Consider the following 13,379-nt stretch of genomic DNA (forward strand, 5'->3'; position numbering starts at 1 on the left):
CATTATTTTACACGCGATTCGATTATGGCGCCTCTATTCATTCAATCTCACTACGTCAGACCCAATGCTTGTTTCCGTTTTTTACTCCACGACTGAATAATGCGGTCGGCGATGATGGCAATCAGCGCCATACTCAAACCGGCAACCATGCCTTGGCCTGCATTTGCACTACTCAGCGCGATATAGACCGATTGCCCCAATCCTTTGCTGCCGACCAGTGCGGTGATGACCAGCATCGCCAGCGCAAATAATATCGTTTGATTGAGCCCGAGCATAACTTCCGGGATTGCCAGCGGCATTTTCACGGCCCACAACAACTGCCGCTTGGTGCAGCCCATGGACTGCGCCGCTTCCACGGTCGCCGCCGGCACATTACGCAAGCCATGCTCGGTGTAGCGAATGGTCGGGACGATGGCATAGGCGATGATTGCCAGAAAGGAAGTAAACTCGCCGATTTGAAAAAACATTAGAAATGGAATCAAGATGACGAACAACGGCATGCTCTGCAAGGTGTCGTTAATCGGGCGCAAAAAATTCGACACCGCTTGATTGCCGCTCGCCCAGATTCCCAGCCCGCCGCCGAGCAGCAAGCACACAACCACCGCCGCCAGACACATATACACCGACAACATCGCCTGCGGCCAGACCCCGGAAAACAACATGAACAGCCAGTCAAATAACGATAGTGCTGCAACCTGAAGCCCGCCGACCTGCCAAGCCAATAAGGTTACCACCAATACAAACGCTACCCATGGGATTGCGGTAATTCCAAAGTAGAGCAGTCCGCCAATGATGACAACCATAACAGCAGACTGCCAACTGCGTTTGACAAATAACCAACCCACCACGGCGGTCAGCGCAACAGCATATCCCGATATCATTGCCGGAGTCAGTGAAAAGCCCCAGGAAAACGGCGATATTGCTTTGGTGAAACCAACTTTAAGCGGCAACAGGTAATAAAAGAATATGGTTTCTTTGACTGCGTCTGTGAGGTTCGAGTAATTGGCGGTGATGAAGCGCAAGCCATCATTAATGGAATCCGCAGGATAAAAAATCCACGCTTGCGGAAAGACACGCAAGATCGGTATAAATAACGAAAGCAAGGTAAAAATCACCATCAAACCAAAAACGAATAGCCAGGGTTTTGATCTTTCTGCCCGGCTAAGATGCTGTCTCTCAACGGCTCGCGTTCTATCGGTAAAGCCCCGGCTTATTCGGTCCAGCACCATCGCGATCAATGCGATGACGGTGCCGGCCAATAGACTTTGGCCAAACTGCGCCTTGCGCATGGTGCTGAGTACCTCCCAGCCCATATCGGCGGAGCCGCCGATGATGGCGGCAATGATGACCATGCTCAGCGCCGCCATGGTGGTTTGATTTACCCCGACCATGATATTCGGTAGCGCACTCGGTATCTGCACCCACCAAAAAAGCTGCCGTTTAGTGGATCCGGACATGATGCCGGATTCAAGCACATCAATCGGCACTTTTTGCAACCCCAGAATGGTGTTGCGCACCATCGGCGGACAAGCGTAGATTGCGCTGGCGACCACGCCCACCACCGGCCCGAAACCGAACAGCAATAGAATAGGAATCAGGTATGCGAAAGTCGGCACGGTCTGCATCAAATCCAATATCGGCTGGACGATTTTATTGATGCGCGCGGATTTATAGGCGCCGACAGCGAGCACCAAACCCGCCGCAATGGCCAGGGGAATGGAGACGAAGACGATGCCCAGCGTATTCATGCTCGGCAGCCAATAGCCGGTGAGCACCATATAGAACAACGCAAGTCCGGTGAACAGCGACAATCGCCAACCGGAAGAAACGTAGGCAAGCACGCAAAAACCGGCCATGGTTGCGGGCCAGGGCAGCCACTGTAATAGTCCCTGAGCGCCTGCCATCGGCCAGGACAACAACCAGTTAAAGGAGCGGAACAGCCATTTGAATGCGCCGATGAACCAATCCATAAAAACATTGATCCAATCCGCGAACGGAATGATTAGTTCAACGGGCAGCGTCACCAGCCAGGAAACCTGGTCGCGCAAAAGCAGGCACACGCAAGTTATCAGGATAACCGCTATCCAGGGCGCAACGCCCTGATAATTCCACTTGGATAATTTGGTGCGCATTAGCCCTGGTTCGGGGCGGCGGCCAGGGCATTGACCACCAACTGCGGGGTGACGACGCCGATATCCACGCCATCGCGTTGCACAATCAGCCCCTCAGGATGGTCATTAAAGCAAGGCATGATGCTTTCCAGCGTGGCCAAAGCATCAACCCGCTGGCTGATTTCGTCTGTTGACTGGTTGGCATCGACAATCTCGCCGGCGGTAATAATTCTTACCCGCGGAACATCCTTGGTGAACTCGGCGACATAGTCATCGGCGGGATTCAGCACAAGTTGCGCCGGTGCGCCGATTTGCACAACTTGCCCGTCTTTCATGATGGCGATACGGTCGGCCAGCCGCAATGCTTCCAGAAAATCATGGGTGATAAAGACGATGGTTTTGTGCAACAGCTTTTGCAAGCGCAGAAATTCATTCTGCATTTGGCGGCGAATCAGCGGATCCAACGCGCTGAAAGGTTCGTCCAGGAACCATATCGCCGGCTCCACCGCCAGACTGCGGGCAATGCCGACGCGCTGTTGTTGCCCGCCGGAAAGCTGCCGTGGGAAACTGTCTTCCCTGCCCGTAAGTCCCACCAGCTGAATAACTTCCCGTGCGCGGGCGACCCGTTTTTGCAAGTCTACGCCTTGCACTTTCAGCGGAAAACAAATATTTTCAAGAACGGTCAAATGCGGCAGTAATCCAAAATTCTGGAAAACCATGCCCATCTTGTGCCGGCGAAATTCGATCAGCTGGTCGTTGCTCAGCTTCAACAAATCCTCGCCGTCCATCAGCACCTCTCCCGCAGTCGGCTCTATCAGCCGCGACAAGCATCTCACGATGGTGGATTTGCCTGAACCGGATAGCCCCATGATGACGAATATCTCGCCGGTGTGAACATCAAAACTGACGTTGCACGCAGCCCCAATGTGAGCATTTGCCTCGAACTTCTCCCACAAACCACGGGTGTCGGCAACATCGCCGTTGCCATCAGCAAAAAACTGCCCGGGGTTTTCGCCGTACACTTTCCATACATTACGGCAGGATATTTTGATGCTGTTAACCGAGTTCACTAAACGCTGCCTATTGAATACCTTTCCCAGAATTTTGATGGCTATCTCGCTACGTTGATCAAGTTCCGTGTTCCCACCGCTTGAAACATATACTGTTTCGTTGTGTGACGGATTTGGTGGGATTGATTGCTCTAACGATGTTCGCTAAGGCAATAGCTGTCATTGGATACCTGATTATCACGGTGGCCATCAAAGACATTACTAGGCTTATAATTTTTATCTTTTTCTTGCCTCTGGAATACACTTTCATGAATCTTCGCGTTAACCGGTATTATTCTATCGACCTTTCTCCATAATTTCCAAAATCTGGCTCTAGAATTGTGGAGCGTGCCCAAGCAATTTTGTTGTAAATTATTTGTCCAGTTTTCTTTTATCCGAAGGCCTTGTTGGATGGCTTTGTCCATCATCCATGCGAGAGCGATATCTGATAGACCACAATTAGTATAGTAGCCTCCCACATCAGAATGTACACCTGAAAACCAGACTTGTTCTATCGTCTGCTGTTCCGATTTTTTGCTTTCATCCCAGATACTTACCGGGAACATTTTTCTTTTTTCATCAATAGATATAGCCTGATAGGCATATTTTATATCTTGATTTAGGGTTTGATTGGAAAATTTCTTACCGTGAAAATAACCCAACGAAGCAACAGTGTCCCAAACGCCTATAAGGTGTGGTTTGCATTCATGAGAAAACGATGCTTTAAATTTTTGGCATACATCAAAATTTCTTTTTAGGTACATTTTAGAAACGTACGGTATTAGGTTTTTAGAACCTTTTTGTAAAACTCCAAAGCAATGAAGCATTCCGGCTAACTTTCTAGCCGTGAATGCACCTCGACTAAATCCGAATATAAAAACTTTGTCTCCTTCTTCGAATCGATTCATTAAATACTCATAACCATCTTCAATATTTTGTTGAAGCCCAGCACCAAAGGCCTTTCCAAGAACTGCCCCGACCTTCTTGCCGAAATTACGCCCTAAAGAACTGAAAGTTCCAACTCCAGGATCATAAAAACCAATTTGCTCTTTGTCGCGAACAATGTGCTCAAATATTTTGACGACATTAGTATTATTATCCCCATATTCGTTGCCTGTACCATCGTAGCATATAACAATATTTTTACTCATGACGATTTCTCCAGTATGAATGTTAATGATTTCTCGATAAATTTGCAGTTTGACGGACAAGTTTTCTGCGCGTAGCACCCTTGTAATGCTCTGTTGTATTTCCATGTAATATCATAGTTTCCACTTCTTTTTTTGCTTGTTCTAATTTTGTTTTGGCTTGCTGTTGGAGTTGCTTTGCTTGGTTGCGGATTTTGGTAATGTGATTGGCGATTTCGGTTTGTTTTTTCAGTGGCGGAACAGGTATTTTTAAGGATTTCAGCAAGTCTAGCCCGATTCCTGATTGGTTATTCCAATTAGTGCAAATTGAGTAAAACACCTTGTTTGTCTGATACGCATTAAAAATCAACATCAGGTAATCTGGAATTACCTTGTTTTTATCAACTGTAATCTTTGTAATATGGTTAGAAAAAAATAAGGGTCTTAACTAGTTATGACCCTTTATAATTATTGATTTTACTTACACTTTCTTTGATTGATACAAATTCTGGCTTATAAAAATGTGGGTCAAATCTCCCCCCTGCAACCGCACTAAACCTGGTTAAAAAGATTTTATTCGGGTCGGCTTGTTGGGATAGTTGAAAGTTGCTACTCATCATCAAAGCCTAATCTATCGGGATTTTTAGCAATGTTTTTATCCATTGATTTTAATCTGCGTTCTAATTTTTTAATGTCTTTCTCAGGTGGCAAATTCTCAGGTTTGATGCCGCGAGCCAACAAAATATCTCTGACGCTTTCATTATTTTTAATGTGCTCTACGGTAATGGCATTTTCGGTGATGAGTTGGTGTTCTTTGGTGTTAAAAACGGTAATCTCTGTGGCAAAGTCTTTTGCCTTAATGGTGATAGCAGGTAGAAAATCAGCCAATGCCCTGGCGATCGGTACTTGCATTTTGTCTTTCATATCTGCAGTTGTCTTGCCGCCAAATAATGCCTTGTCGCCTTTTGAGCGAATAAAGCCAAAATTTCTATCGTTTTTAGTATGTTTATAAATCACTCCAGAGAGTTCTTTTTCTGAATAGATTAATTTTTGCCTGGCTTGTAGTCTTTCTAATCCGTGTATTTGTTCCTGGATGAGCTCTAATTTTCTGGTTTGGACGGCAAAATAAGTTTGGGCAAAGGCGATGGCTTGTTTTCTTGGATCGCCGTTTTGGGCAATGAGATAACAGGCATAGCGGGTTAGCATAACATCCTGTATTTCACGCTGAGAATTAGAGCCTAAAACGACCATTTTGTTGGCCTCAACGAAATGGTCGGAAGGCTTATGATTGCTGGCTTCACAAGAAATTTTAGCTTTGCTGATGACTTGATTAAAATTACGCCAATCGCTATACCCTAAAAGATGCTGTAAATCCCGTGCAAACCAAAACTCAACGCCATTCCCGGTGGTTTGTGAGTGGGTATCAAAATTATCAGTAAAAGACTCAATAATTTCGTTTTTCATTATTCCTCCAAATCTTTAATAAATTTAGCGAGTTCCTGGCCGATAAAATCCAGTTCATTATGCTTGGTAGGTTTCCCCGTTGCGTCGTAGCCGATGTCTTCGGCGATTGCCATAAAGACGGGGTAATCATCCAGCCGTTTCTGTTTCTGCTCTAGATACTGTTCACTCAAAGTTTTCTTGAGCGCATCCACTTTTTCCTTGTATTCTGCATTGACTCCTTTTTTCCATTCCTTGTAAGTGTCTGATTGTGTCAGTGCTTTGCCCTCTAAACCATCCGCGTTATCAAAGCCTTTTAGTTCTTGGATGTGTTTCTTTTTCTCGTTGTCAATTTTTTGCAGTTGTTTGAAGTAGCCGTTCTCTTCTTTAAGGCTGTCTTGCAGTGCTGTTTTCTGGTTTTGTATTTGTTCGGTAGTTTCTGCCGGGTGTTTTTTCAAAAACAGCACTGAGCTTTTAACTCCCGCGCCGGTTGCCTGAAATGCCGTTTGCGGCATGGATACCACCGCCACGATACGATATTTTTCCTCAATGCCGTCGCGGACATATTGCAAACTGGAATTGGTTAAAACCCCATCGGGGATAACGATTGCCAGATAACCGCCTTCGGTTAAAAATTTATGGCATTGCTCAATAAACAAAATTTCGGTGCTTTGATTGTCTCTGGCGGTTTGTTTGCTTTTTGGGTTTAGCCAGTCAACATCCTTGAGTGCGTAGCTGTATTGGTGCATATAGGCTTGTTCGGTTTGCCTGATGCTCGAACCAAACGGCGGATTGGTGATAATAAAATCAAAATGGTTATATTGAAATCCTTTATTTTTAGTAAGCGAAAATATTCCTTGCTGAGTGATATTGCCGTCTGTGTCTTTAATATCGTCAATCGGCAATAAGCCATCGATCGCAATCACATTAGTATGGCCGTCATCGTGAAGGATCATATTCATTTTGGCAGTTCGGGCGATCTACTCGTTAATTTCGATACCGAATAGATTTTTCTCTGCGAAATCATGCCAGTTCTTGTAATGGATCGTGGTTTCGTTCATATTCGTTTCAAAGTCGGGATAGTATTCGCCTGCTTGATGCCTGACTTTGTCAAGTGCATGGAGCAAAAAACCACCGCTGCCACAAGACGTATCCAAAACTAATGATGCATAGGTAATCGGCAAGGTTTCAACGATAAATTTCACAATCGGGCGAGGAGTGAAGTATTGCCCAAAATCCCCTCGGAAGAATGAACCGATAAAAGTTTCAAAGGCTCTGCCCTTGCTGTCCAAATCGGTATTGCCAAGATGAATACTTTCAAGGTAACCAACAACAGTACGCAGTTTTTCAGGATTAAGGCGTATATCATCCTTAAAAACTTCCGGGTCTTTCTTGCGCCCTTCGGCGTAAAGGGCGTTGATGCGTTCTTGTAGCTCTTTGTTGGTTTTAGTTTCTGTGCCTTGGCTGAATATCTGGAAATGGTAAGGCTCGCCTGTTTTTCGAGGTTTCCGTTCATCCCAGATTTTGCAAAAAATCAACTTATCCAGTTCGTCAAAGGCTTCTGACGGGTTGAGTTCTCCACCTCCCCAAAGGGCCTGGTGCGCCTGCTTGAATCTTCTGGTTAATTCGTCTTCTGTTACCGCATCAAGCTCAAACAGTTTTTGCCCGTTGACCTTACCGCCACCTTTTGCGTATTTAAATTGGGCTAATTTATCAACGCCATATTGAGGAACATCAGGAACAGAATGACATTTTTTAGGCTCTTTTTCGGGTATCTCAAAATAGGCATTCTTGATTTTCGATGCGACCCAAAAATACTTGGCTCTGACCGTGCCGGTAGCCGCATAGCTGAACGCCTGTGCGATAGCTTGATTAAATTCCAGTTCGGAAACGTCCTCTTTTTTACATTCAACAACGATATGGGCGGATGTATGTTCATCATCATTGAAAACGATAATGTCCGCCTCTCTGGTATCTGAGCCGATTTTTACAGGTGCAAATTGTTCTATCCGCTCTGGCGCGTAACCATAAACTAATATGAGCTTTAGAAATGATTCCGCCTGTACTCGCTTCTCTGGATTGCCGTAATTCCGCTGTTTGTTTTGATGGACGTAGGTAATATATTTTTGATCATCGTCAAATTTGATTAAGCCTTTGTCGATTCCTGTTTGTATCAGGTTCATTGGTTTTTATTCACGATAAACTAAAAGATCAAAAAAAACGGCGATGTCCGGGATACCGCCGTTTTATATCATAAGATATGGCCACTGTTATATCGCCATCAAGGGCCATCTAGTTTTATCGCATTGCCGCATCCACCCACGGTTTCCAGGTTGCTTCATTGGCATCCACCCAAGCGGAAACCACGTCTTCCAATTTTTTACCATCCTGATCGATGGCATTCATCATTGGAATCTGGTCGGCATTTCTCAAGGTATAGGCGGACAATAACTTGTGCGCTGCCGGCCACTTATCCGCTAATCCGCTCCATGCCATTTTCTTGATATAACCGCGCTCCCAATCGCAATCCCAGGTTGCCTCAGGGTTAACCCCGACTGAGACGTCATCATTACAGCCGGCTTCAAAGGGAGGCAGGCTGACGTTGGTTAAGTCCACTACCGCATGAATCCAGTGAGGCGACCAAAACATCACCAGCAACGGCTCATTGCGCGCCTCGGCACCTTGAATCTCGGCAATCAGAGCGCCTTCGCTGCCGGCCGGCACCGAGCTGTAATCCAGCCCCCAGGCTTTGATGCGGTCAACATTGGTTGTTCCCCAATCCGCCGGATAATCGACAAAGCGCCCCTTGGGATGTGTTTCCGCAGTAGCAAACGCGCCAACACAGTCATTCAGAGCTTTGTAATCGGGCAGGCCCGGACATTTTTCCTTGGCGGCGTTGTTGAAGAACCAGGATTCGACTGACTCAAGACCGAGGTCGCCAATCTCTACCACATTGCCGGACGCCAGCGCATTGTCGTAATGCTCGCCGATATTCGAGCTCCATATTTCCAGGGCAGCGGAAACGGTGTTGTCTTCCATAGCCTGCATTTGCGGATAGTAACCCGCAGTAACATATTCGACGTTATACCCCATGCGTTTGAGTATTTTGCCGGCAACGTGGGTTGAAATATGCTGACCGGTCCATTCGTTCACCGCCAGCTTGATGGGGTCGCTTGACTCCGGCACTGCCGCCTGGGCATTGGCGGTCAAACCAAACACTGCCACGGTCGTTGCGGCCAAATAGAACTTTAATTTCATCAGATGTCCTCCACAGGTGTAATTCGGTTAAATACTAACTATTTAGATTAATCTTGTCCACAATAATACACAAAAGCGGTAAACCAATGCACGGCTTTTCAATATTCTGTCTTATTGCGGTTATATCAGTTACCATCATGTTTTGAACAAATAATTTGACTTAAATTTGACTCATGGCACAACAATTGGACAGGCTGCAGAACACCAAGGTTCTGATGTACAGCCATGACAGTTTTGGGTTGGGACATTTAAGACGATGCCGAGCGATTGCACATTCGCTGGTTGATGCTTATAAAGGTATATCGGTATTGATTCTTTCGGGTTCGCCTATCATTGGCCAATTCGATTTCAAAGCCAGGGTTGATTTTATCTGCATACCTGGTGTTGTGAAACTGCGAAATGGCGATTACACCTCTTTGGGGCTGCATGTCAAGATCAATCAAACGCTGGCGATAAGAGCTTCAATAATTCAACACACCGCCGAGATTTATTCACCTGATATCTTCCTGGTAGATAAAGAGCCGTTAGGCTTGCGCGGCGAGGTCGCGCAAACGCTAAAACTAATGAAACAGCGTGGCACCACCAATGTGCTGGGGTTGCGCGATATCATGGATGACTCAGAAGCATTGCAGGCTGAATGGACCAGAAAACAAGTCGTGCCCGCGTTAGACACGCTGTATGACGAGATTTGGGTTTACGGTAGCGAGTCCATCGTTAATCCCATCCAGGGCATCGAGTTGCCTGAATCCACTCGAAAGAAAATGCGTTATTTGGGCTACCTGCGGCGGCAACTACCTGCAAATGGCTATTTACCCGGAGACTATCGAAGCAAGCCCTATTTGTTGATTACAACCGGCGGCGGCGGCGATGGGGAATTGATGGTTGACTGGGTAATTCGAGCATATGAAAAAGCTGGAAAAAATGAAGCCGGGGCAAATAAACCGGGCGAAAATCAATTGCTGTCAGGATTCATTGTTCTCGGTCCGTTTATGTCTAAATTGGCACAGCGTCAGTTTAGAGCACGAATCAGGAAAATTCCTCAGTTGCAGGTAAAAACTTTTGACAGTTCTATTGAAGTATTGATAGACAATGCGGTTGGCATTGTCGCCATGGGCGGCTACAACACATTTTGTGAAATTCTGTCTTTTGATAAAAGAGCGATTCTGGTGCCTAGGGAAACCCCGAGAATGGAGCAACGCATTCGCGCTGATTATGCTTCTAATCAAGGTCTGATTTCGATGTTAAAGTGTGGCGAATCTGAGAACACACAATTAATGATCGACGCATTGAAATCTTTGCCCGAGCAACCGCTGCCTTCAAGCTCCGGGGCCGAGGAATTATTAAATGGATTGGAGAACATCAATCAGCGAGTAGCGGAGCTGATTAAGCATGTCGATTAAGCAGGCCGATTAAGCATGCCGATTAAGCAGGCCGATTAAAGCGGGCTAGCTGAACGTGCCGAAAACTATATTAGTTTACGTCCAGCATTTACTGGGCACCGGACATTTGCATCGAACCGCTTTGATAACCAGAGCGCTGGCAGACAGTGGCTTTGATGTAACGGTTGTTAGTGGAGGCGCTGCAGAATCAATAGATTTTGGCAAGGCAGCTGTTATTCAATTACCCGCTATAAAAACGGATTCAGCGTTTACCGATTTGTTTGATGAATACGATAACCCCATAACCGACGATTTTAAGCACGCCCGCACAAGCATGCTGCTTCAGGTATTTAATGATGCGACGCCCGATTTAGTGTTGATAGAAACTTATCCATTCGGTCGACGGCAAATGAGATTTGAATTGCTGCCATTGTTACAAGCAATAACACGGAAGAAATCCGCCCGGCCGATTGTTGCCTGTTCTATCAGGGATATTATTCAACCAAAATCCGGGCAGAAGCGCATACAGGAAATTCTCGATTTGCTGGATCGGTATTTTGATTATATTTTTGTCCATGGCGACAAAAGTTTTATCGAATTTGATCGAACGTTTCCCGCCGCCGGGAGTTTTAAGGACAAGTTGGTTTATACCGGTTACGTTACTAAGCCGTTGACCGGCGCAATAAATACAGCGGGCAATATAAAAAGTATTCTGGTCTCCGCCGGCGGCGGCGCGGTTGGACAAAAGTTATATCAAACAGTGATTAGCGCGTCAAAACTCTCTCCAGGCCAGAGATATGATTGGCATATATTGGTTGGAAATAATTTATCGGAAGTGGATTTTCGTGAAATTCAGGCACAACAATCAGATAATTTAAAAATCGAACGGAATCGAAATGATTTTATTGATTTACTCTGTCAATGCTCAGTTTCTGTATCTCAGGGCGGTTATAACACCATGATGGATATACTGGTTACACACACCCCTGCGGTTATCATTCCATTTGAAGGGCGCTCGGAACAGGCGCCGGAGCAGGAACAATTAATTCGCGCCCGCGCGTTCGAAAAAAACAATATGGCAAAATTGTTAAGAGAGAAAAACCTGACGGCATCGGCACTTCTGACCGCTATTGCTGACTGCGAAAATTCCGGTAGCCCACCGCTTCCACCGATCAAGCCACAGATCGATATTAATGGCGCCAGTTGGATGGCGGCGTTTGTTAAAAATCATATCCTTTGGCGTTGTTAACGGCATAGCGCTATTGCTTTTTTAAATTCCAGTTTTCCTGCCGCCCAGCTAAACAGATAGCCTGTGTTATGGCAAATTTTCACCCTGTGCTTGGTTTTCATATCCCAGTCAGTCGCCAAGCTTAACACTGCCCGTATAACGCCTTTATGGGTGATAGCGCCAATATAAGCCTGTTCGGGTAATGCGGTCATCCATTGATGAACGCGCTGACCAACTTGCCGAGGCGATTCCCCGCCAGGCGGCCGCAGGTCCAATCCTTTGGCTTCATTTTCCATCATCGCTGAGGCGTTTATTTTGCGTAAATTGCTGAGTGATTTGCCCTCCCAGTCTCCCCAGTCCATTTCTATCAAATCAGGACACTCCAGGCAATTTTTTAACCCAAGCAGTTTGGCTGTCTGTCGGGCGCGTAGTAGAGGACTGACATACCACTGCGCTATATCCGTCGGTATATTCCAACTTAAAACCTGAGATTTTCCAATAGGGTCAAGCGGAATATCTGTTCGACCCTGAAGTTTTTTCTGGATATTCCACTCGGTTATGCCATGGCGTAACAGCAGGATTTGCATCATTCAATCAGGCGCGCCGTTACGGCCGGCATGGTTACGCCCAACATTATTGCAAATGGCTGTGATATTACGCACCGCAGCAGGGTAACTGTGCTCGGATATAAACTTCTTTATGGCCTCGGCAGCCATATTTTCACGCCGTTTTTCATCGTCAATTAATTTTGCCAAAGACCGGGTAAACTCATCCCGATTGTCCGGGTTGGTGACATAACCGGTTCTGTTATGTTCGACAATACTCGAAACCCCGCCGTAATTCTGCACCACTGCCGGCAATCCTGCGGCGAGGGCTTCCAGCAACGCCAAGCCATATGCTTCATTGATCGCCGGCCAGGTAAAAATGTCACCGACGATCAGCCATTGATGAATAGATTCGAGACCCAGTTTACCGATAAAAAAACAGTTTGCAGCGACCGGCCGGAAAAAGCTTTGTATCTGATTAAAATTTCCGCCATCACCGATGGCAACCCATTGCCATAAGTCCATATCAATTTGGCTCAATGTTTCAGCCAGCTGTTTATATGAAGTGGATTTGTCTCCCGCACGCATCATCGCGACCGTGATTAACCAAACCTTATTCAAATCAAGATTGTGACGCTCGGCCAGTTGTTTTCTTAACGCGGATTTTCTTAGCGCGGGCTTTGTTAGCGCGGAAACATTATCCAGTGGTGATGGAAATTCACCCAGAAAAGGGCTGAGCAATTCGATTGATTGTGAAGATTTTAACAGTGGCTTGAGACATTCAACGTCAATCGGATTCAAGGCGATAATGGTTTCGGCTGTGCGGATACATTTTAAGGTTTGCTGGTGGCCGATGTGCCAGCGGCCATGGATTTGTTTCGGTGCAAACGAAGCTTCGGCGATCAGGTATGGAACATGCAATCTGTTGGCTAACTCAAGGCCAATCCAGTCCGGCGCTTTGTGATAGACATGATAGACGAATATCAGCTCTGGAGGTTGATTGGTTTGATAATAATTTGTTAATCGCTCAACTTCCTTTTGCGCCAATGCGATTATTTTTCCTTGCGCCCGTTGCGAGCCTATCCCTTCCCAACTTCTTAACTCAGATAGAATTTCGACTTCGTGCCCAGATGAAGTTAATGCCTTGATGAACAACTTGGCCATTGCTCTGTCGCCAGACGGCACCGGGTGATTCGGGGATTTTAACGGTGCGTAGAATCCAATCTTCATTTATGGCCCTTC

General features: G+C 46.2%; 9 protein-coding genes and 2 pseudogenes. 2 read left to right on the forward strand and 9 right to left on the reverse strand.

Annotated elements, in window-relative coordinates:
- Positions 1-50: 50 nt before the first annotated feature.
- The 7 genes and pseudogenes from ACPXXB_RS08235 to ACPXXB_RS08265 form a co-directional block, all read right to left on the reverse strand.
- Entirely contained in the window at positions 51-2,132 is a 2,082-nt protein-coding gene (locus tag ACPXXB_RS08235; RefSeq protein ID WP_423906442.1) for an ABC transporter permease, read from the reverse strand.
- Complete coding sequence (locus ACPXXB_RS08240) at positions 2,132-3,037, reverse strand: quaternary amine ABC transporter ATP-binding protein (RefSeq protein WP_423911070.1); 906 nt, start codon at positions 3,035-3,037, stop codon at positions 2,132-2,134. Before ACPXXB_RS08240 ends, ACPXXB_RS08235 begins: the two co-directional genes overlap by 1 nt.
- Before the next feature lie 275 nt (positions 3,038-3,312).
- Entirely contained in the window at positions 3,313-4,311 is a 999-nt protein-coding gene (locus ACPXXB_RS08245; protein WP_423906443.1) for a DUF2235 domain-containing protein, read from the reverse strand.
- Positions 4,312-4,333: 22 nt separating this feature from the next.
- Positions 4,334-4,717 (reverse strand): annotated as a pseudogene (locus ACPXXB_RS08250) (restriction endonuclease subunit S); the annotation flags it as partial.
- Positions 4,718-4,896: 179 nt separating this feature from the next.
- A complete protein-coding gene (gene dinD, locus ACPXXB_RS08255; RefSeq protein WP_423906446.1) occupies positions 4,897-5,751 on the reverse strand; it encodes a DNA damage-inducible protein D in 855 nt (284 codons plus the stop codon).
- Positions 5,751-7,910, reverse strand: a pseudogene (locus ACPXXB_RS08260) (restriction endonuclease subunit M). Before ACPXXB_RS08260 ends, dinD begins: the two are co-directional and overlap by 1 nt.
- 115 nt (positions 7,911-8,025) lie before the next feature.
- Positions 8,026-8,985, reverse strand: a complete 960-nt coding sequence (locus ACPXXB_RS08265; protein ID WP_423906449.1) for an ABC transporter substrate-binding protein — start codon at positions 8,983-8,985, stop codon at positions 8,026-8,028.
- A 173-nt stretch (positions 8,986-9,158) separates the two neighbouring features.
- On the opposite strand from ACPXXB_RS08265, the gene ACPXXB_RS08270 reads away from it, so the two are divergent.
- Positions 9,159-10,385, forward strand: coding sequence for a glycosyltransferase family protein (locus ACPXXB_RS08270; protein WP_423906452.1), 1,227 nt, complete (start codon positions 9,159-9,161; stop codon positions 10,383-10,385).
- A gap of 55 nt (positions 10,386-10,440) precedes the next feature.
- Entirely contained in the window at positions 10,441-11,613 is a 1,173-nt protein-coding gene (locus ACPXXB_RS08275) for a glycosyltransferase family protein (protein ID WP_423906455.1), read from the forward strand.
- Here ACPXXB_RS08275 and ACPXXB_RS08280 read toward each other — a convergent pair.
- Positions 11,610-12,182: a histidine phosphatase family protein gene (locus tag ACPXXB_RS08280; RefSeq protein ID WP_423906457.1), complete on the reverse strand. Its 573-nt coding sequence runs from the start codon at positions 12,180-12,182 to the stop codon at positions 11,610-11,612. The genes ACPXXB_RS08275 and ACPXXB_RS08280 overlap by 4 nt on opposite strands.
- The gene (locus tag ACPXXB_RS08285; RefSeq protein WP_423906459.1) at positions 12,183-13,367 is read right to left on the reverse strand and encodes a glycosyltransferase; all 1,185 of its coding nucleotides are present in this window, start codon (positions 13,365-13,367) and stop codon (positions 12,183-12,185) included. It abuts the gene before it with no gap.
- Between the last annotated feature and the right edge of the window lie 12 nt (positions 13,368-13,379).

The sequence above is a fragment of the Candidatus Spongiihabitans sp. genome (assembly GCF_965237845.1).
In the GTDB taxonomy this organism is placed as follows: Bacteria; Pseudomonadota; Gammaproteobacteria; order Arenicellales; family Poriferihabitantaceae; genus Spongiihabitans.